The 20,189-nt window shown below is 39.9% G+C and carries 17 protein-coding genes and 1 riboswitch; of the genes, 7 read left to right on the top strand and 10 right to left on the bottom strand.

The features are described 5' to 3' along the window. Positions 1-77: 77 nt before the first annotated feature. Positions 78-2,225 (bottom strand): AAA family ATPase, encoded by a 2,148-nt coding sequence (locus tag IEU65_RS06030; protein WP_010276070.1) that lies wholly within the window; start codon positions 2,223-2,225, stop codon positions 78-80. A gap of 51 nt (positions 2,226-2,276) precedes the next feature. Continuing rightward, positions 2,277-2,504 carry a hypothetical protein gene (locus tag IEU65_RS06025; RefSeq protein ID WP_004910965.1) on the bottom strand — a complete coding sequence of 76 codons (228 nt, stop codon included), beginning with the start codon at positions 2,502-2,504 and terminating at the stop codon, positions 2,277-2,279. A gap of 270 nt (positions 2,505-2,774) precedes the next feature. Between IEU65_RS06025 and IEU65_RS06020 the strand changes: the two genes are divergently transcribed. From IEU65_RS06020 to IEU65_RS05995, 6 genes are all read left to right on the top strand, one after another. Further along, entirely contained in the window at positions 2,775-3,938 is a 1,164-nt protein-coding gene (locus IEU65_RS06020) for a DUF998 domain-containing protein (RefSeq protein WP_010276077.1), read from the top strand. Between the two features lie 81 nt (positions 3,939-4,019). After that, entirely contained in the window at positions 4,020-5,501 is a 1,482-nt protein-coding gene (gene rlmD / locus IEU65_RS06015; RefSeq protein WP_147651120.1) for a 23S rRNA (uracil(1939)-C(5))-methyltransferase RlmD, read from the top strand. Between the two features lie 2 nt (positions 5,502-5,503). Further along, positions 5,504-5,902: a VOC family protein gene (locus IEU65_RS06010; protein ID WP_010276084.1), complete on the top strand. Its 399-nt coding sequence runs from the start codon at positions 5,504-5,506 to the stop codon at positions 5,900-5,902. A 294-nt stretch (positions 5,903-6,196) separates the two neighbouring features. Beyond that, positions 6,197-7,624 (top strand): NADP-dependent phosphogluconate dehydrogenase, encoded by a 1,428-nt coding sequence (gene gnd, locus IEU65_RS06005; protein ID WP_010276088.1) that lies wholly within the window; start codon positions 6,197-6,199, stop codon positions 7,622-7,624. Positions 7,625-7,919: 295 nt separating this feature from the next. Next, positions 7,920-8,459 (top strand): YagU family protein, encoded by a 540-nt coding sequence (locus IEU65_RS06000; RefSeq protein ID WP_004910954.1) that lies wholly within the window; start codon positions 7,920-7,922, stop codon positions 8,457-8,459. Positions 8,460-8,594: 135 nt separating this feature from the next. Beyond that, the gene (locus IEU65_RS05995) at positions 8,595-8,753 is read left to right on the top strand and encodes a hypothetical protein (RefSeq protein ID WP_010276092.1); all 159 of its coding nucleotides are present in this window, start codon (positions 8,595-8,597) and stop codon (positions 8,751-8,753) included. Positions 8,754-8,796: 43 nt separating this feature from the next. On the opposite strand, the gene adhE is transcribed toward IEU65_RS05995, so the two are convergent. Beyond that, positions 8,797-11,499 carry a bifunctional acetaldehyde-CoA/alcohol dehydrogenase gene (gene adhE / locus IEU65_RS05990; protein ID WP_188352233.1) on the bottom strand — a complete coding sequence of 901 codons (2,703 nt, stop codon included), beginning with the start codon at positions 11,497-11,499 and terminating at the stop codon, positions 8,797-8,799. A 339-nt stretch (positions 11,500-11,838) separates the two neighbouring features. Here adhE and IEU65_RS05985 point away from each other — a divergent pair, with 339 nt between their 5' ends. Further along, positions 11,839-12,522, top strand: coding sequence for a DUF6198 family protein (locus tag IEU65_RS05985; protein WP_010276098.1), 684 nt, complete (start codon positions 11,839-11,841; stop codon positions 12,520-12,522). Between the two features lie 37 nt (positions 12,523-12,559). On the opposite strand, the gene IEU65_RS05980 is transcribed toward IEU65_RS05985, so the two are convergent. The 7 genes from IEU65_RS05980 to IEU65_RS05950 form a co-directional block, all read right to left on the bottom strand. After that, entirely contained in the window at positions 12,560-14,149 is a 1,590-nt protein-coding gene (locus tag IEU65_RS05980) for a helix-turn-helix domain-containing protein (RefSeq protein WP_010276102.1), read from the bottom strand. A 158-nt stretch (positions 14,150-14,307) separates the two neighbouring features. Next, a complete protein-coding gene (locus tag IEU65_RS05975) occupies positions 14,308-16,242 on the bottom strand; it encodes a hypothetical protein (protein ID WP_010276105.1) in 1,935 nt (644 codons plus the stop codon). Further along, positions 16,232-16,552 (bottom strand): hypothetical protein, encoded by a 321-nt coding sequence (locus IEU65_RS05970; RefSeq protein ID WP_010276109.1) that lies wholly within the window; start codon positions 16,550-16,552, stop codon positions 16,232-16,234. The genes IEU65_RS05975 and IEU65_RS05970 overlap by 11 nt, the downstream gene beginning before the upstream one ends. Positions 16,553-16,576: 24 nt before the next feature. Further along, a complete protein-coding gene (locus IEU65_RS05965) occupies positions 16,577-17,686 on the bottom strand; it encodes a WxL protein host-binding domain-containing protein (RefSeq protein WP_010276113.1) in 1,110 nt (369 codons plus the stop codon). A gap of 123 nt (positions 17,687-17,809) precedes the next feature. Next, entirely contained in the window at positions 17,810-18,376 is a 567-nt protein-coding gene (locus IEU65_RS05960; RefSeq protein WP_010276117.1) for a WxL domain-containing protein, read from the bottom strand. 205 nt (positions 18,377-18,581) lie between these two features. Beyond that, complete coding sequence (gene thiD / locus IEU65_RS05955) at positions 18,582-19,394, bottom strand: bifunctional hydroxymethylpyrimidine kinase/phosphomethylpyrimidine kinase (RefSeq protein ID WP_031940963.1); 813 nt, start codon at positions 19,392-19,394, stop codon at positions 18,582-18,584. A gap of 35 nt (positions 19,395-19,429) precedes the next feature. Beyond that, positions 19,430-19,987, bottom strand: a complete 558-nt coding sequence (locus IEU65_RS05950; RefSeq protein ID WP_147651122.1) for a folate family ECF transporter S component — start codon at positions 19,985-19,987, stop codon at positions 19,430-19,432. 41 nt (positions 19,988-20,028) lie between these two features. Next, a riboswitch (THF riboswitch) is annotated at positions 20,029-20,125 on the bottom strand. Positions 20,126-20,189: the final 64 nt, after the last annotated feature.

The following is a 20,189-nucleotide window of genomic DNA, read 5'->3' as shown; positions in this document are numbered from 1 at the left end:
GATGACCATTTTGTGAACAAATCATACAAAAAAACCAGTTCATCAATAGATGAACTGGTTCAATCATTTAACAACTATTATTCAGTTACAGCTGTCTTTGCAACCACTGCTGAAATGACTACCTTGCCGTCAACTAAGTCAGCGCTCAAAGCCTTTTCACCGGGGTTATCCAAGTAAAAGTCGGTCACTTGGTCACGAATTTGTTGCTCAATGACACGACGTAGTGGACGTGCACCCATGGCTTCGTCATAACCATCCTCAATCAAATGATTCTTGACTGCTTCAGATACTTGCAATGTCAAGTCTTTCTTAGCCAATGTCTTGTTCACATCGTCTAACATCAAATCAACAATTTGCTTCAAGTCCGCCTTTGTCAAAGCGCTAAACTCAATCACACCATTGAAACGGTTCAAGAATTCAGGGCGGAAGTAAGGTGCCAACTTCTTCATCAAGTCTTCTTCATCACCTGCTGCGCCATGACCGAAGCCGGCGTTTGATGTAGCAATAATGACTGTGTTCTTAAAGTTAACCACATTACCTTGACCATCAGTCAAGCGGCCATCATCCATCACTTGCAATAGTAATGTCAAAACTTGCGGATTAGCCTTTTCAATTTCGTCTAGTAAGACAATTGAGTAAGGATTACGACGTACTTTTTCTGTTAAGGTGTTGCTGTTGTCGTCATAACCAACATATCCTGCCGTCGTACCAATCAACTTTGATACGGCCGTCAAGTCAGAATACTCACTCATATCCAGACGGACAATGTTTTCCTTGCTACCGAACATATCCAACGCTAACTGCTTAGCAAGTTCGGTCTTACCAACACCAGTTGGTCCAACAAACAAGAACGAACCAATTGGACGATTGCCTTCATCAAATCCCGCACGATTACGGCGAATTGCCTTAGCAACCATGTTGACAGCTTCATCTTGACCAATGACTTTACCAGCCAAGCGATCACCAATTGTCTTCAAGCGTTCAATATCTGAAGCACCCATTTGTGCAACGGGAATACCAGTCAAACGTTCAACTGATTCCGCAACATCATTTGGCGTTGCCACAACTTTTGTAGCATCTTCAGCACTATTGATTTTCTTCTCCAAATCAGCAATTTGGTTCTTATATTTCAAGGCTGCTTCATAATCTTCATCACTAACTGCCTTTTCTTGCTTTGCTTTAACATCAGTCATTTGCTTTTCTAGGCTGACCTTGTCAGTCACTGGATTCTTCGCTGACAAATGTGCTGCTGTCATGTCCAACAAATCAATCGCCTTATCAGGTAATGACCGTTGTGGAATATATTGAACAGCGTAATCAACCGCTGCTTTTAAGACATCTTCTGGCAATGAGACGTGGTGATGCTTCTCGTATAACTTAGCAATACCCTTCAAAATCTCAAGCGTGTCCTTTGGACTTGGTGCATTAACCGTTACTTCGTTGAAACGACGTGCCAAGGCAGCGTTTTTCATGATTGTGTTACGGTACTCATCTTGTGTTGTGGCACCAATTAATGAAATTTCACCACGACTCAAGGCAGGCTTGATAATATCAGCCAATCCCTTGCCACCATCTTCGCCACCAGTTGAACCAGCGCCTAAGATTTGATGAATTTCATCAAAGAATAAGATGATGTTACCTGCTGTCTTGACTTCTTTCATCAAGTTTTGGATATTTTCCTCAAAAGCGCCACGGAATTGTGTGCCAGCTTCCAAGCTAGAAATATCAATGCTATAAATTTCCTTATCTTTAATGGCTGCTGGGACGTCCCCATTGACAATCGCTTGTGCCAAGCCTTCAACGACCGCCGTCTTACCAACACCGGCGTCACCGACCAGCACAGGATTATTCTTGGTACGACGACCTAGAATTTCCGCTGTTTCTTGAATTTCTTTGTTACGACCAATCACTGGGTCAAGCAAGCCATCACGTGCTTCTTGCGTCAAATTACGACCAAGCTTTGCCAGCATACCTTCTTGCTTAACTTGTCCCGGTTGTTGTGCCATTGGACGACCATTACCAGCCACTTGACCAGCTTGCTGACTACCTTGTGGCAACTGACCACTTTGGCGATATTGCGCAAATTCCTCTGGTGTGACTTCGCGACCGTTAATCAAATAACGACGATTTTCCGAATTCATACCGTTCATATTGCCCATCATGTTGTTAAAAATGTCATTCATATCTGATCCGAATGGATCATTGAAAAAATTATTGTTAGCCATAGTTTAAATTCCCCTTTTTATCTACGTGCTTGTGCTTCCCCAAGCACTTGTTTACTGTTCATCAAAATAAAGTTTCTCAAGTTCTCTGAGCACTTCCCACATTGCTTTGTGTTGTGCCTTCGCGAGTGCGTCAAGATCGCGCATATTCAAGCTCGTTGCGTCTGATTGTGTTTTATTAAACGACTTGTGAATCGTTGTATACCCGTAACCAGAATCCTTCGCCACACGATAAATCGTTAGCGAATTATCATCTAAATATGCTTTAATATCAAATCTCATTGTCAATCGCCGTCCTCGTTAGTTTGACCACGCACACGATTGTGGGCGTAGTCTTGTATAAAGTTGCTGCTTCTAAACATCTAGTTACATCTCCTTTATCAAAAAGAGGCTCGTGAGATTTCATCACTCACTTTTCTTGTTCCTCTCTACATTTATAGTATAACACATCTGTGATATAACACAAGTGTAAACTATTGTATTTCTATTTTATTACATTAGTTGTTTTTTGCCGGTGTTGTCATGATAAACTAGATGTTATTGGAGAATATCATGTCAAAAACACCCTATCATATCAACTTACCTGAAGAAATTGTCACTGAATTGAACTTACACCCCGAGCAATCCTTTCATTTAACTTTGCGGAACGGATCGCTTACGCTACACCCAATAGACGGTCAAAATGAAATTCAAACGTTATCACTGCGACATTTCTTAGTGCCATCAGTGTTGGCGGCATTGTTATTCATTGGTTATGCATTTTATCAACGAGAATTTCAATTACCACTAGGCGGCGATAATTCAATTGCCAGTGCCGTTATTCTTCTGGGTGAACTCAGTGGTATGCTCAGTTTTTTGATAACTTATATTCAAGAAGTACGTCGTCAACCCAATTCACTCAAACGCAAAACGAGCTGGCGTGTTTTTCCTGCCTTACTAATTGCTTTTGCGATTATTTTAGCCTTTATCACATCCGGTTTCTTTTGGGCAATTAATTACTTATTTCAAAATGTAACCTTTGATTTATTCACTTCGGTAGTGTTATTTGTTTTATTTGACGCAATTATCAATTTTTTGATGATTTATGCCGCTTTGTCGATTTCAACTTTATTTATTACTGCGATTTTTGTGATGACTATGATTGGCGGCGTGTTGATTGCAATGGTAACTAACAGTTCACGACTATGGTGGCAATATAACTTGAGCTTTTTAGGAACCGACGGCGCTCTTGACGCTTGGCAATTTAACGCAACTTTGATTTTGGCTGGCTTAATTTGGATTGCCTTAGTTGATTATTTGTTTGTGCCACTACAACAAGTCATGCGCGGCAATCACCGACTGATTGCTTTACGCGTTTTGCTAACATTAGCTGCCATCTCACTAGCAGGTATCGGCGCCTTTCCAAATAATGCCGGGCAATTGCACTTTATTCATGATCAAATTGCTAACGGCTTAGTCTATTTTATTTTAATTTTGATGGCTGGTAACCGTTGGTTATTGCCCAATGCACCGCGCGAATTCATGGTTACGTCATACGTTATTGGTAGCATTTTAGTTGTCACAATGCTGTTATTTCAAGTCGTTGGTTATTTGTCTCTGACTGCTTTTGAAATCATTGCTTTTGGTCTGACATTAAGTTGGATTTTATTACTATTACAAAATATTTACCGGCTATACTATCATGCCTACCAAACATTTGTCGTCAAAATTTCTTGAGGTGCCTTTCCCTTATCCAAACATGGTATGATTAAGGACGTAACGAACCGCTATTTGGCATTGCAATGCAGAAAGTAAAACATGACAACAAAAAAAAAACGACCCTATCAAAATGGTCACAATAGGAATCAACAAAAACCTGCCTATAAGCAGTCATTTAAAGGCAACCGCCGACCCAATCATGGCGCACAAGACGGGGTCAATGTTCGCGTTGGTCAAAATTTCCCATTAACAATCAAACGATTGGGCATTAATGGTGAGGGTATTGGCTATTTCAAACGCAAGATTGTCTTTGTCCCCGGCGCTTTACCAGACGAAGTCGCTGTGGTGAAAGTCACGGAAGTCGAACCAAAATACATCGCCGCCAAAGTGCTCAAAATTCGTGAGAAATCACCACAACGTGTCAAACCACTCGATGAGTACGCTGATACTGTAGGTGGCTTTGAACTTGAACACATGACATATCCGGCGCAACTCGCCTTCAAAAAGGACGTCATTGCCCAAGCTCTTGAAAAATTCCAACCCCGTGGCTGGACACACTATGAATTACGCGACACAATCGGCATGGACAACCCATACGATTACCGTAACAAAGCGCAATTCCCCGTTCGCAAAATTGGCGATAAATTAAGTGTTGGCATGTACAAACGTGGCAGTCATGAACTTGTCGATTTGCCCGTTGTACACACGCAAGACCCAGCCACCATGAAAGTTATCCGCAAGGTCGCAGAACTACTCGATAAACTGTCTGTCTCCATCTATAATGAAGATAAAAATCGCGGTACTGTGAAAACAATTATCGCCCGTGTTTCACACACAACAGGTGACGTGCAATTGACTTTTGTCACGCATACTGATGGTTTCCCGGGAGATACGGCTTTAATTGCTGCTATCAATCAAGCATTACCCGAAGTCGTGGGTATCTTCCAAAATTACAATCCCGGTCGTACGAGTTTGGTGTGGGGTGAGGAAACGCTTAAATTATGGGGCCGTGACACCATTGAAGAGACCATTCTCGGCAAGACCTTCCAATTATCACCTCGGGCGTTTATGCAACTCAACCACACGCAAATGACTGTGGCGTACGAAGAAGCATTAACCGCGCTAAATTTGACCCATGCGGATAAACTCGTTGATGCCTACGCTGGTGTTGGAACGATTGGTCTAACATTAGCAGACAAAGCTGGCGAAGTGCGTGGCATGGAAATTGTGCCAGAGGCTGTTGATGATGCCAATGACAACGCTGCACGCAATAATATCACAAATGCACATTATGAAGTTGGTACAGCCGAAGCCTTGTTCCCAAAGTGGCAGACGCAAGGCTGGGTAGCAGACGCTTTGATTGTTGATCCCCCACGTACTGGTTTAGACACTGCTTTACGGCGCGAAATTCTACGCACAAAACCCGAGAAATTTGTTTATATTTCATGTAATGCTTCCACGTTGGCACGCGATTTAGTGGATCTCGCACAAGTCTATCAGGTTGAGTATATTCAAAGTATTGATATGTTCCCACAAACTGCCCGTTGGGAAGGTGTCGTTAAATTAACAAAACGAGGTTAACCATGCGCGGTGTGATCCATCATATTGAAATGAATGTTGCTAACTTGGAGAAATCACGTCAATTTTGGCTACCTTTTTTAACAGCACTCGACTATGAGATTTATCAAGAATGGTCGTCCGGCTTTTCAATGAAATTAGATGACACCTACTTAGTGTTTGTCCAAACCGAAGACAACTATTTATCACCAAGTTTCCATCGCAAGCACAATGGTTTAAATCATCTGGCTTTCCATGTCGCATCACGTCAGGAACTTGACCACTGGCGTAACTGGATTCATGAGCTTAACCTGAAAGAATTGTACCCGCAACAATATCCATACGCTGGCGGGCAAGATTACCAAGCTCTTTATTTTGAAGATCCAGATCGTTTAAAAATTGAACTCGTTTACCAAGAAGTCTGAGTCATCAGGCTTTTTTTATTGTCGCGCTATTGGTTAAAACAACATCTTTTCAGAAGCCAATTTGAACACAAAAAACTCACAATTTTCACAAACATATCAAGTGACAAAAGCCATGTGCGTGTTACCATAAAAGTAACAAATCTATTATTTTATTTTGGAAAGTAGGCACTCTTTTATACCGTTTTATGAGACACTGACTAATAGATTTTGGGGTAGTAAGTTAAATACAATTCAAAATAAAAATTGCAGTTCATATCACGTATAAATACAATTATTGGAAAGCAGGTATATAGTATGACACAGTCAGATTTTGGCGTTGTTGGCTTAGCGGTAATGGGTCGCAACTTGGCACTCAACATTGAGTCACGTGGTTACACCGTTTCAGTGTTTAATCGGTCTCGCGCGCGAACAGATGATTTGGTTCAAAAGCACGCTGATAAATCATTTATTCCTAGTTATTCAATCCCTGATTTTGTACAATCTATCAAAGCCCCACGCCGTATTTTACTAATGGTTAAAGCTGGTAAAGGCACTGATGATGTCATTGATGAGTTGCTGCCACATCTATCAAAAGGTGATTTGCTCATTGATGGTGGTAACACTTTCTTCCAAGATACAATCCGTCGTTCAGAAAAGCTCTCACAATCAGGCATCAACTTTATTGGCATGGGTGTTTCTGGCGGTGAATTAGGCGCACTCGAAGGACCATCGCTAATGCCCGGTGGTCAACGCGAAGCTTATGATTCAGTGGCACCAATTTTGGAACAAATTGCCGCCAAAGCGCCTGAAGATGGTCGGCCAACGGTTACTTATGTTGGTCCAAACGGTGCTGGTCACTACGTCAAAATGGTGCATAATGGTATCGAGTATGGTGATATGGAATTAATCGCCGAATCATACGATATTTTAAAGCGTGTCCTCGATTTGAATGCCAATGATTTGGCTAAGACCTTTGCTGATTGGAATAGTGGTGAATTAAACTCATACTTAATCGAAATCACAGCCGATATTCTAACCCGCAAAGATGATTTAGGTTCTGACAAACCAATAGTAGACGTGATTCTCGATCGCGCCGGTAACAAAGGCACGGGTAAATGGTCATCACAATCAGCACTTGAAGTTGGTGCACCACAGTCATTGATTACTGAGTCTGTTTACGCACGCTATATTTCAGCGCTAAAATCAGATCGCCTCGTAGCTGCCGATTTGCTAAACGGTCCTGATTTTACCTTTGATGGTGACAAAGACAGCGTCGCAGAAGATGTTCGTCAGGCACTCTACTTTGGTAAAATCATGTCTTACGCCCAAGGATTTGACCAATTAAGGATGGCTTCTGATCATTATGATTGGGATCTACCATTTGGTGAACTTGCGCAATTGTGGCGTGCTGGTGCGATTATCCGCGCACAATTCCTACAACGAATCACCGACGCCTACACAACTAAAAGTGATTTGCATAATTTGCTTTTGGATAGCTACTTTAAAGACATTGCTGAAAAGTATCAAGGTGCAGCCCGCCGTGTTGTGGCACTTGCTGTATCAGCCGGTGTTCCAACACCGTCGTTGTCTGCCGCAGTCGCCTATTACGATTCCTACCGATCAGCTGTTTTGCCAGCAAACTTGATTCAAGCACAACGGGATTACTTCGGCGCTCATACTTATGAACGCGTGGATAAGCCAGCCGGCGAAATGTTCCACTATTCTTGGTACGACGAGGCTTAATTTTAACCTGTAGTAATATGTGGTTTCATGTTCAATGTTTCTCATAATCACTATCTATTTGTTAGTGTAAAGGCACAACAGCTTATACCAAAAAACAACAACACTCATTTTATTGCCATCAAATAGTCGTCATCAATTTGGTGGCTTTTTGTTTGTATCAAAACGATTTTGAGAGCTTTTGTCTCATTTTTTTGAAGTGACTATCTCCCTTGATTTGTTCACTTGACAATTGATTGATAAACGTTTAAAATTAATATTTGTTTGTTATTTTATTCACATTTTAAGGAGAGTATTGATGTTTGTTTTAAATAAGCCAAAGGCTAGTCTCAAAGAAATCATTATCAAAAGTGTCTGGTACGGTTTCATCGCCGGTATGATTTCCGGTATGGTCAAAATTGGTTGGGAAAATATTTTTCCACCTCGTACAATTGCCCGTAACCTGATTAATCCGCCACAACACATGGCTATGCAGTTAGGTATTCCAAAAAAATTAGTTGAATCTTATTTCTACTATTCACAAGATCAAAAAGTTTTCTGGTTCACCTTAATTTTGCACTTTTCATTTGCTATTGCCTTTTCAGTCTTGTACGTTTTTGTATCACAATACTGGTCAAAAATTGGTTTGTGGCAAGGTGCCGCTTATGGTATCGTTCTTTGGATTGTGTGGCACGTCATCTTGATGCCCGCTTTTGGAACGGTCCCTGCACCATGGCATCAACCATTTGATGAACATTTCTCAGAATTCTGGGGACATATCGTTTGGGCGTGGTCAATTGCCGCAACCGTTTACTACTTAATCGCTAAAGATAAAAAAGGTCATCTTGAAAATATTTAATGCTAAGTTTGACACACAAAGGATAATTTTATCCTTTGTGTTTTTTAATTACAGCTGGTATTCCTCATCAATTTGCATTACAATATCTAACAATAAAAGAAACATATCCCGTCAACTTACCCTTTGGAGAACGACATGAAAAAAGACAGTTTTGGTCGCAGTGATTTAGATGATACTTTAAACGATGTCACCAACCACCCAGAGCGTGGGTTGAGCTTATTATCAATTAAAGGCACTATAATTTTGGTTGTCATCGTGATAATTGCATTATTGATTTATGTGATCACACAATAAAACACACACAACTCACGTTGCGTGTGTTTTTCATTAACATTAATTAAAATTGATCTTTCAACAATTGCTTAATTTCTGCCAAACTAGGTTGGCGTGGGTTACCTGGTGTTGTTTGGTCATTGTAAACCAAATCAATCAAGCTATCCAAAGCATCGTCAAAGTGCTTCTTGTCAACGCCGTTGCCTGACAATGTTTGGTTAACTTCAACTGACGCAGCCAAATCCTTAACAGCTGCAATCAATGAATCAACCAATTCAACATCTGTGTTACCCTTCAAACCAAGGTAACGTGCGATGTCAGCATAGTCCTTTTGTGCTGTATAAGTTTCGTAGCGTGGATAAGGTGTACGCTTAACGTTACCAGTTACGGCATTGAACTTAATCACATGTGGCATTGCAATCGCGATTGCCAAACCGTGTGGCAATTCGAATTCACCACCAGTCTTGTGAGCCAAGGCATGGTTGATACCCAAGAAGGCGTTAGCAAATGACATACCTGCCAAAGTTGAAGCATAGTGCATCTTTGTACGTGCGTTTTGACCTTCTTTAGTTGGGTTCTTTGGATCATAGTGATAAGAGTCAGCCAAGTTATCAAAAATCAACTTAATAGCTTGCAACGCCCAAGGACGTGTGAATTCTGAGGCCATTACTGAAACGTATGATTCCAAGGCGTGTGACAAAGCATCCAAACCAGAGAATGCAACTGTGCGCTTTGGTACAGTCATCACGAATTCTGGATCAACAATGGCAACTTCAGGTGTTAACTCATAGTCGGCCAATGGGTACTTAACATGTGTTTCATCATCAGTAATAACCGCGAATGGTGTCACTTCTGAACCAGTACCTGATGTGGTTGGAATTGCAACCATTTGCGTCAAACGTGCATGGTAGAACTTAACAATACGCTTACGGATATCCATGAACTTTTGTTGTAGTTCTGTAAACAAGTCTTTGATAGCATCGTTATCTTCCAAGATACCTTCATGACGTGTTGAATATTCGTACAAGAAACGACCAATCTTACCAGCATCCAATGCTGAACCACCACCAAGCAAAATGACTGTGTCAGGCTTAAAGTCAGCCATTTGACGTGCAATTTCAACTGCTTGTGACAAGGTTGGATCAGGCTTAACTGAACCGTAGATGTTAGTTTCGACTTGTTCTTGACGCAATTCAAGTTGGCTCAAAACCTTACCAACGAAGCCGAATTGCACCATACCAGGATCAGCCACGATGAAGGCGCGCTTAACTGATGGTAATTCTTGCAAATAAGTAATCGCGTTTGCTTCATAATAAACTTCCTTAGGCAAACGGATCCACTGTGGACGGTTACGACGACGTGCAACAGTTTTGATGTTAAGCAAGTCGTATGTTGACAAGTTGTGAGACAATGAATTCTTCCCCCATGATCCGGTACCAAGCGTCAATGATGGACGCATAGCATCTGTATAGATATCACCAACACCACCAATTGAATCTGGTTGGTTAACTAAGATACGTGATGCACCAATTGCATCAGCATACTCTTTGATGAATGGGTCATCTTGTGAACCAATCTGGATTGCGGCGTTGTGACCAGCACCTTGATAGTTCAACAATGATTGAACTGTTTCAATGGCTTCTTCACGCTTTTCAACTTTATAAATTGACAATAATGGTGACAACTTTTCTGATGACAGCGCTTCACCAATGTTCTTTTGATCCAACTCGAACAACAAAACATCTTTGCCTTCAGGAATCTTAACACCAGCTTGTTCAGCAATCCAACGACCTGACATACCAGCAACTGGTCCGGCTACACCGAAACCTTCGGCGTTTGGCTTGAAGACGTAATCAGCAATCTTCTTGTAGTCTTTCTTTGGCACAAGGTAAGCACCTTGTTCTTGTAATTTAGCCAAAACTTCGTCGTAAATTGGCGCTTGGATAACCGCTGAGTTTTCAGTGGCACAGATCATACCATTATCAAAACGCTTTGACAAAAGTAAGTCTGACACAGCGCGGTCAGTATCTACGGTTGCATCCAAGTAGATAGCACCGTTACCAGCACCAACACCCATTGATGGGTTTCCTGACTTCAAAGCGGCGTTAACCATTGATGGACCACCAGTAGCCAAGATTGAAGCGATGCCATGATTTTGAATTAAAGCAGTTGTAGCGTAGATTGAAGGCTTTTCAATCCATTGGATAAAGTTCTTGGGTGCACCAGCTTTCACAGCTGCTTCATAAACGATTTGTGCAGCGTGAACTGATGACTTTTGTGCTTGTGGGTGGAATGCGAAGATAATCGTATTACGCGTCTTAGCTGTCAACATTGACTTGAAAATCGTTGTGGACGTTGGATTAGTTGTTGGTACGATACCAGCTAATACACCAAGTGGTGCTGCTAATTCAACCTTTCCTTGAATTTTATCTTCATTGATAACGCCAACTGTCTTGTCAAACTTAATCGCGTTATAAACGGATTCAGAGGCAAAACGGTTCTTGGTATCTTTATCTTCAACAACACCTCGACCAGTTTCATCGTGGGCTTCATGGGCCAACAATAGTGAATTTTCAGAACCAGCTAATGCCATTGCGGCAACAATTTTATCAACCTGTTCTTGTGAAAATGTTGAAAATTCAGCCAAAGCTTTTTGTGACTTTTCAACCAATTCGGCTGTCATTTTTTCAGCTTGAGCTGTTAATTCAGCTTTCTCTTCAGGTGTCAAAACCTTTTTAGCGGGCTTCTTTGCAGTTGCTTCTGCCATAATTTTGTGCTCCTTTTTGTTTGCTCATTTCTTAACAATCTAAGTATATAATAAGTGTCAAGAAAAAGCAACACTTTTAATTTTTATTTGTTAAACACTTGATAAATGTACATTTGCAAGCGCTTACAAACACAGTGGTAATATTGTGTACTTAATCACAGTATCAGCATATTTTTTTAATATTACGCCTACGGCTTATTATATAACTATTCTATGAAGAAAGTGTAAATATTGCGTCCTAAATATGATAAAAACATGAATTCGTACGATAAACGTGCCAAGCACTTTACGGTGACAATGCTATAATAAGATAATATATTAGCTTGAGGACAAGATGACATGTATTATATTGACGGACAATTTTACCAGTTAGGATACAAACAAAAAATTAGTTTTTTCGTTGTATCTCTAATTATCAATTCTTTTGGGAATGGCTTGAGTGTCGCAACTGCAATGGGATCAGCCCCTTGGACGGCTGGCGCAGCTAATTTAGCCAATCTAACTGGTGCGCCGATCAGTTTATTTCTTGCTTTTTTTGCTACGAGTGTCGCTTTTTTGAATATGTGGCTCGCCATGCACTTTAATTGGCCCCGTTTAATTGGCAATATTGTGTTTGGCATGTCGTTTAGTTTATTGGTTGGTGTTTTTGCTAACCTATTTGTTGCCTTAGGCATTCGCCATCTTGCTTGGTGGTGGTTACTACCAATCGATATTTTTGCGGTGTGGACGATTGGGGTTGCGATTTCCATTTATCAGCGTGTCAATTGGATTCTACATCCCCTTGATGACTTAACCAACATTTTACGGTTTGATTATTTTCACGGCAATGCCAGCAAAGCACAAATGAGTAACTTTGTTGTTGCAATTGGTATTTCAGCAGTCTGTTTCCCGTTCAGTCACCAGCTCGTTGCTTTGGGACTAGGCACGATTGTCTCTTTCCTTTTCCAAGGTCGTAACATTGCTTGGGCCGATCGACATATTTTCAAACGGCTTGTTCACGGTGATATCACAGGTGAAGCTTAAAAAACGTGTGAGTTGCAATTTATCAACTCACACGTTTTTATTTTGGCAAACCAACCTTTTGCTGCCAAAATTTATTACCTAGTACTGTAATGAGCAATTGACGAATACGAGTTAAGTCGACATCTGAAAAATATTGATTCACTGTGACTGAAACACCATTTTTTGATGAAAAACAGTCACCATCAGGCATGTCTGATATGTAGACGTCTATTGGTTCATTTTGCCAGTCCTTCACGAAATATATGTTTAAGTACTCCCCCATTTCCTCTAATAAACGAGCAGCGTGAGTATTGTCCATGAACCCTTGAGAAAAATCAATATAGACGTTAATCGGTTGAATAAATTGGGAAATGGGTATAATTGTTAACGTCTTATATAACAATTGTGAAAAAGTCGCTTTTAAAAAATTTTCCCGTTCATGCAAATGCGCCGGATAAATTGTCTGAGCTAAATCCGCCAAACAATTCAAGAGAAATATTGCACAAATTGGGTGCCGATCAATAGACTTGTTGATGTGATCGAAAGAATGATCACTAACATTGGTAGACCCAATGCTATGACGAACCACATAGCGCAAAACGATTGTGAAAAATTTGTCGCTTAATTTTGTTGTCACGTCTTGTTGTTTTGTGTAGTTGTTTCCAAACGTCAGTACAAATTGCCGATTAATAGTAGTTGAAATTGCTTGGAATAGCTCACAATAATAGGGACTTAAAAATACTGTCTTGCCGATTTTTTTAGTATTGTTGTCGCACGCCATAATGAACAGCATATACCATTCGATTTCATTTACCAAATCAGCACCGGTAAGTCTTGGTATAAAGGGATCTTGGGTAAACAAACTATTGATACTAGGGCCTATCCATTGTGAGCACTTATAGGCTTGTGGCACAAATAGCTGCAAATCATCCTTAATCACATGATGCAAATTCAGACGCAAGACAGCGACTGCATAATAACAACGAAAAGCCACAACATGAACTTGAGACAAAGGTTCTTGTAAAGTGCTATTTACTCTTACTACATTCTGATTTGCTTGTTTAATCACACGCTCACTAACGGGTACGTAGGCACCATTGAAGCACAAAAAATATAACGCAAACAAAAAATCTCTAATAGCTTTTTCTTCACCAACTAATTTATAATTTTTTATCCTTATACCTTGATTTAGTTGTGTGATACCTTGATTTAAATGAGATTTCATGTCATTGATTTTTGTTCGCGACAAATGCAACGCTTCGCAAAAATCGATTAAATGATCATCTTCATGTTGAATAATTCGGTCTAACAATCTGAATTTAGTGCTTGTCTTTAAATAAAATTGCTTTAAACAAATATAATGATCAGCCATCTTGACATTGAGTTTTATCCACTCGCCATCCCCATCTACAACAATCCAGTTGTCATAATGCAGCGTTGTAACATCATCTGCTAATGCTAATATTCTTTTTTTAAGTGTCGTTAACGTTAAAATTATCCCAAATGATATTTTCAGATTGCATTGCAGATCATGAATCGACATCGTAATTTGACCAGTAGGTGCTATTTTCGATTTAGTAATTAGTATATCGAGAATTATCAGTTTTGTTAATTGATCTTTTTCATACAAAAAATCAAATTTGTTCATGTTTTAATCGGACCACCCTTGTCAAAATAAATAGGACTGAAATAATAGTTTCTCCAGTCCCGTCTTGCTATATCACCGTATTTATGACAGATAAAGCACCTATCTAGTGTATCACTTACACAAAGACATTTCTGAACAGTAGATACAAAACGCTGTCATTATTGCGCATCAACCATTGAATAAGTAAAACTGGCTTGAGCGCCATCTAAAGGTTGAGTCGGTATGCCATTTCCTGCTTTGAGCAGTAAAGCCTCATCCTTCTTAAATGTCACATCATATTCTTCCCCAGCATCTTTCATTGTGACACCTTCTGGTAAATGATCATCACTAGTCACTGACAAAATCGTGTCGGGTGTTGTTGACAAAGTAGTAACATCATTTTCTCCTGCACTTCGCCAATAATAAGCAGTTTGGTGTGGCAAAAGATTGCTTGCTAGTGAGACTTGAATTTTAACATTTGGACTCGTTCCTTCATCAGCACAAAATGTAAAGTGCATGTCGTTATCACTAGGCCCAACAAAATATCCACCTTCACTAGCTAATCCTCCTAGACCACTTTGAGGACAATCTTGAACATTGAATACAAAAGTTCGATTCAGATTACCATCAATCAAATGGTTGCCATTCGGTTGCGCCCATTGTATATATCTCGCTTTCTGTAAAAATTTAAGGTCATCGGCACTATACGCTGTTGGCGACATTTGTGCACTTGTAAAATTACCGTTGGTACTACCCGTAGTCAATCGCTTGTATAGGTCATTGTCCTGTTCGGCTGCTGTATTAGTGGAAGCATGTAACCGTAGCCCATTACCTTTGATATTAATTGGAATATTGCAACCGTTTTGAAAGACTGATCCACCAGCTGTTTTCATCGTTACATCAGCTGGATCATTCAAATTGATTTCTGATCCACTGACAGGAACGCCACTGAATAACGATGTGCTAGTGTTGAGGTTATACAAGTTCAGACTACTATCTTTAGCCATATTAATCATAGTTTTGCCATTTTGGAAGCCATCCAAATTAATTGAACCACCGCCTGACGTAATATCAAGCAAAGCATGGCTTGCCATGTTGATATTTAGGGCATTTAAGGTATTCATCCACATGAACCAATTGTTATTGTGAATAGCAGTATTTTTTGTACTATTAACGATAAATTGGCTGCCTTCTCCTAAATTCCAATTAAGTGGACCATTAGCATTGCCATCGTCGTACCACATTGTATAGGTTTCATTAAGATTCCAGTTCAGCTTTGCATTAGCATCAACAGAAAAGTTAGAACCATTCTTCGTGTAATACGTATAAAAAGGCTGATCCATGCCCCATGACTGGTTAACTGTTGTATTGCCATCAACTACTTCAACATTTTGACCACCTTGAATCCATTCACCATTATTGTCAGCACCCGAATTATTGGCTTTAGTCTGACTCATATCAATTTTTGAGCCAGATCCAAGGTCTACCATACTTTGCCCCTGCAGGATATTAAACACATTATTCCCCATAAATTTAATAGTGCCATTTTCATTTCGAATAGGGCCAGCACCGTTAGTCAATGCACCATTTACAGTGTGAATGTTCTTATAGATAGTTGTCGCTGTGGCATTACCCGTGATTGCGAAAATACCATCGGCATGATTGTTAATAATCGTGGCATTTTCAACCGTCATTTCAGTATTGCCCGTCACGCTAGCATCACTGGAGAAAAAACCTTGTCCCCCACCTGATCTAGCTGTACCGGAAGTATAGTTAGTATCATTGTCGACAAATATTTTATGACCGTTTCCTAGTATATCAACACCTTTGCCAGCAATCATACGACCGTTGCCGCCTGCAAAATCAGGTGACCCCGCAATATCCTTTTCAACTGACAAATAAACCATTTGGTTATCAGGCGCAGACCGGTATGCACTAAACATCTCTTGCCATGTTGTTACTTTATAATATGTTGCATGACGTACGCCTGTGATGCTACCATCTTGATCAATAAATGACTGAGTGTCGGCATAACCTAATGGAAAGCCGATCAATAACGCTACCATAGCAATTAGTATAGCAATAATATTTCTGAAGAAACCTTTACTGACCATTAGCTGCCCTCTTCCGTTTTATTAGCATCAAAAAAACCAGCAGTAAAATTACCAACGTAATTATCGCAAAACCGATTTCTATTCGAAGCACAGCAGATGTACTTGGCAAGTTTGATATAGCGTGTGTACTACTATGTTCGACAAAATGGGGATTAGTAGAAAATTTGGGAACTGATGAATTAATATCGTTATGAATATTGATCGAAACTGATCCTGTTAAAGTATCATCAGCACTTGCTTTATCACCGATTAATAGTGGCACTATCAGACCTGCAAAACATTGTGCCAGTTTCTGCCAATAATTTTTCATACTACTTTCCTCCTCCCAACAACATCAGTCTTTTTTTTGATGGTTTTTAACTAATAGCCAAACACAAATGGCAATCAAAAGTACAATCACGCTAACTAACAAAACTAACAAGCGATTGATTGGCGCGTGATACTGAGCTGCTTTTAAAATTTTTTGACGATTTGTAACAGTAAAATCACGAGTGAATGCCCAGCGATGGTTATTTTGATCATTTAATTGAAGATGCATTTTGTAGTGGCCATTCTTGAAATTCTTTTTCGACCAAACAAATTCAACCGGTATCTTTGCAGCGGGTGATATCTCACCATCTTGAACATTAACTTTACTAATAACTTGATTCAACTTATTTGTAATTGTACCCGACATACTAACATGTTCAATGTTCACTAAAGTTGAATTATTTATTGTCACAATTGTTTTTGGCTGGTAATCCTTAGCAATTGTTTTCAACGAACCATAGTCTAGTTGGGGTTGAATATCAGCAGTGCCGTGTTGTAATACTAATCCTTTCACATAAGCATACTGGTTTTGTAACGTCGACTTTGCATTAACCTGCTGATTTTCTTTCAAAACCGATATACCACCTGACATAATGCCGTTATAGTGTTTTTTTGGCATATGAATGGTCACAGGAACTCTTGCCCGTGTGTCAGCTGGTACTGTTACCGTTGTTCGAGAATTTTTTTCTACACCATACTTAGTTGTGTCAACACCAACAATTTTTTCAAATTCGAATGGTGCTACTACAGCGACACCTGTGTTCTGGCTAAGTGGTGTGCCATAATCAACTGACAAATTACGATTCGTAACACCTGTATTAACACTAATATCAAAAGTATTTTTATGCGCACCATTCAAAATATCAATATATACAGTAAATTCTTGTTTTTGGCGTGTGGCTAAATAATAATACGAAACCTTCTTATCCGAAATTTGTAAGATAGACGGTTCATTGGTAATCGTATAGCCAACAGTTTGATTGATATTTCTTTTTTGTGTTGCTTCTAAAGGCTGTTGCACAATCGTTGCATGTACTTGTTTATTTAATGCAAAACAACCGAAAATAACGATCGTTAATAAGAGCAACTGCCCCAAAATGTTTGGCAACTTTTTAACATCAGATTTATTCAACATCTGAAAAGCTTCTTTCTATCATTTCTATGTACTAGATTAAATCAACAGCTGATTTAATCTATTAAAATTCATGCATATAAGTGGATTAAGTGTTAAGAAATGAGTGAATTTTTAAATCACAACTTATTCTGCATCTGATAATGTGTAAGTAATATTGGCGTGATAGTCTCCAGTCACGATATCTGCTGGTAACGTCATTGATGCAGATGTCGCTCCAGTAACATGACTATCTGCATTATCAGCTACGGTCATCTTAAATGAATCTAGCCCAACCGTGCCTTTGTTAGCTGAACTCAAATCCCCCACTTCAGCAGTGATAGACCACGCATTGGCATCCGGACGTAAATCATTCACATTCAGAGTCGTTGCAGTATCTTTTGCCGGATCAGCTAGTTTCGTGCCAGCTGCCGTACCAGTTGCTGCCTTTGCATTAATAGTAAAAGTGGCGTCGTCATTCAGCTTTCCGACATTATGTGTACCAAAATCAAACGATGGCACACCGGTCATCAAAATTTGACCATGGTTGTCTGGTCGTGGCGTTGGATCAGCACCACCATTACTATTCACAACCAAGTGCGCATCCCCGTTCAAAGTATCTACTGTATCAGCAGAAGCAATAATAGGTGAAAGTGCCGACACGGCAAATGTGCTTGCCAAAACCAACGATGAAACTTTTTGTAAACCAGTCATTTTGTTATCCTTCTTTCTCTATGAACCTTCATAACTTACGATTATGATTTTAATAGAAAAAACATGCTTTAAAATTCATAGTTTTTTGTATTTTAAAAAATATAGTGAACTAATCCTGTTTAACAGACTGAATCGGCTTTTTAACACTAAAAAAAGCTAATTCTATGTCGAATTAGCCTAAATATAGATACCCTTTTATAATGATTTAATTAACTGACTGGGCTGCCCAGTGATTAATTGGACCAAATTGATGGCCAACGGCAATTTCACTAGCAATAGCCGCTGTTGTGACATCGTGCGCTGTGCGAATGGCATTAGCAACTGACTGTCCTTTGGCAATTTCAGCTGCAATTGTGGCACTTAACGTATCGCCCGTGCCGTTAATATGTGTCGTATCAAAATAAGAATGGCGCAGCCAAAAGTCTGATCCATCAGCTAGTAACACGTAATCGGCAACTTCTTGTTGGTCATCTTGATGATGCCAACCTTTCACAATGATATTTTTAACGCCCAACGCCTGGATATCACGCGCTGCTGAGGCCTGGTCAGCTTCGCTCTGAATTGTTCGTCCCGTCAACAATTGTGCCTCAAAAAAATTGGGTGTGGCAACAGTTGCCAATGGTAACAGCTGTTGTTTCAAAGCTTTGAACGCCTCATTTTCTAATAACTGTGCCCCATGTTTGGTAGTGATAACAGGATCCACGACCAATGGCCCAAAATCATAAGTCTGATAAGCCTTAACCACCGTACCAATTAAAGCTGCATCAGAAAGCATTCCCGTCTTACTAGCTTTGATTTTAAAATCATCAGCCAAAACCTCAAACTGTTGATCAATAAATGCCAGTGGTAGCGTTTCTGCCGCATGAATACCGTAAGAATTACCAGCAACGGCTGCTACTAAGACGCTCATCCCATACGTCTTACGAATAAAAAAGGTATGTAAATCAGCTTGCATACCAGCCGAGCCATCAGAATCAGAACCGGCGATTGTTAATACTTGAGGAAATTCGTTTGTCATCATAACCTGCTTTCAAAAAAAACAGCCGAAGCTGTTTAACTAAAAATTGTTTTTGTTGTGCGTCGTACGACTGGATTATTTAAGAAAAAATAAGTGATTGCAACCTGAATTGGATACATAATCAAGTTTTTGATAATTCTTGGTATCGTAAACGCCACCAATGATGGCCAATCATGCGCTGTGTGATACATGATGACCAACCAAGCCGTGTTCATCACAATGTTAGTAATGAGTAACACCAAGCCAACGGCAACAATAATTCGCCATAGACTTGTGTGATCTTGACGATAATAAGCTAGTGCATAAATCAATGTTGAAACAACCGCCGTCAACGTAAACCCAATGAAGAAGACACCAGGATTAACAATCGTGATATTAACCACGTCTAATACGGCAGCAATCAGCATCGACCACAGCGGGCCATACCACTTGGCAATCAAAGACATTGCCACAAACGAAAAACTAACTTGTAGCACATTCGTTCCAACAGTGAATTTATTTAATGCCATGTCAATAGCCATTAAAAATGCCAAAACAACAAATTGGCGCGTGTCTAATTTTGACAGCGCCCATGTACGCGATGTACTTTCCATAATAAAGAACCTCCGAGTGGAGTGTTCACCTATATGATTATATTGGTGAATGTGATTGATGCACCGCACACAAGCGTGTTTCGTCAGCGACCCACATTCCGTTTCCGCTGCACTTAACGCGCATCAATCTACCCCGATTTTATTTTGTCTTATCGACAACGAACATTGTAACACCAAATGAACCGAACGTTGGTGTTAAAGT

The sequence above is a fragment of the Leuconostoc pseudomesenteroides KCTC 3652 genome (assembly GCF_014634745.1).
GTDB lineage: Bacteria > Bacillota > Bacilli > Lactobacillales > Lactobacillaceae > Leuconostoc > Leuconostoc pseudomesenteroides.
This window is presented reverse-complemented; position numbering and strand designations above follow the sequence as displayed.

What these genes read in the sequence shown, in the direction of transcription:
- IEU65_RS05960 (WP_010276117.1), bottom strand. Translation starts at nt 18,376, where the DNA reads ATGACTGGTTTACAAAAAGTTTCATCGTTGGTTTTGGCAAGCACATTT.
- IEU65_RS05965 (WP_010276113.1), bottom strand. Translation starts at nt 17,686, where the DNA reads ATGTTGAATAAATCTGATGTTAAAAAGTTGCCAAACATTTTGGGGCAG.
- IEU65_RS05975 (WP_010276105.1), bottom strand. Translation starts at nt 16,242, where the DNA reads ATGGTCAGTAAAGGTTTCTTCAGAAATATTATTGCTATACTAATTGCT.
- IEU65_RS06010 (WP_010276084.1), top strand. Translation starts at nt 5,504, where the DNA reads ATGCGCGGTGTGATCCATCATATTGAAATGAATGTTGCTAACTTGGAG.
- IEU65_RS06030 (WP_010276070.1), bottom strand. Translation starts at nt 2,225, where the DNA reads ATGGCTAACAATAATTTTTTCAATGATCCATTCGGATCAGATATGAAT.
- rlmD (WP_147651120.1), top strand. Translation starts at nt 4,020, where the DNA reads ATGACAACAAAAAAAAAACGACCCTATCAAAATGGTCACAATAGGAAT.
- IEU65_RS06020 (WP_010276077.1), top strand. Translation starts at nt 2,775, where the DNA reads ATGTCAAAAACACCCTATCATATCAACTTACCTGAAGAAATTGTCACT.
- thiD (WP_031940963.1), bottom strand. Translation starts at nt 19,394, where the DNA reads ATGACAAACGAATTTCCTCAAGTATTAACAATCGCCGGTTCTGATTCT.
- IEU65_RS05995 (WP_010276092.1), top strand. Translation starts at nt 8,595, where the DNA reads ATGAAAAAAGACAGTTTTGGTCGCAGTGATTTAGATGATACTTTAAAC.
- IEU65_RS05950 (WP_147651122.1), bottom strand. Translation starts at nt 19,987, where the DNA reads ATGGAAAGTACATCGCGTACATGGGCGCTGTCAAAATTAGACACGCGC.
- IEU65_RS05985 (WP_010276098.1), top strand. Translation starts at nt 11,839, where the DNA reads ATGTATTATATTGACGGACAATTTTACCAGTTAGGATACAAACAAAAA.
- IEU65_RS06025 (WP_004910965.1), bottom strand. Translation starts at nt 2,504, where the DNA reads ATGAGATTTGATATTAAAGCATATTTAGATGATAATTCGCTAACGATT.
- IEU65_RS05970 (WP_010276109.1), bottom strand. Translation starts at nt 16,552, where the DNA reads ATGAAAAATTATTGGCAGAAACTGGCACAATGTTTTGCAGGTCTGATA.
- gnd (WP_010276088.1), top strand. Translation starts at nt 6,197, where the DNA reads ATGACACAGTCAGATTTTGGCGTTGTTGGCTTAGCGGTAATGGGTCGC.
- adhE (WP_188352233.1), bottom strand. Translation starts at nt 11,499, where the DNA reads ATGGCAGAAGCAACTGCAAAGAAGCCCGCTAAAAAGGTTTTGACACCT.
- IEU65_RS06000 (WP_004910954.1), top strand. Translation starts at nt 7,920, where the DNA reads ATGTTTGTTTTAAATAAGCCAAAGGCTAGTCTCAAAGAAATCATTATC.
- IEU65_RS05980 (WP_010276102.1), bottom strand. Translation starts at nt 14,149, where the DNA reads ATGAACAAATTTGATTTTTTGTATGAAAAAGATCAATTAACAAAACTG.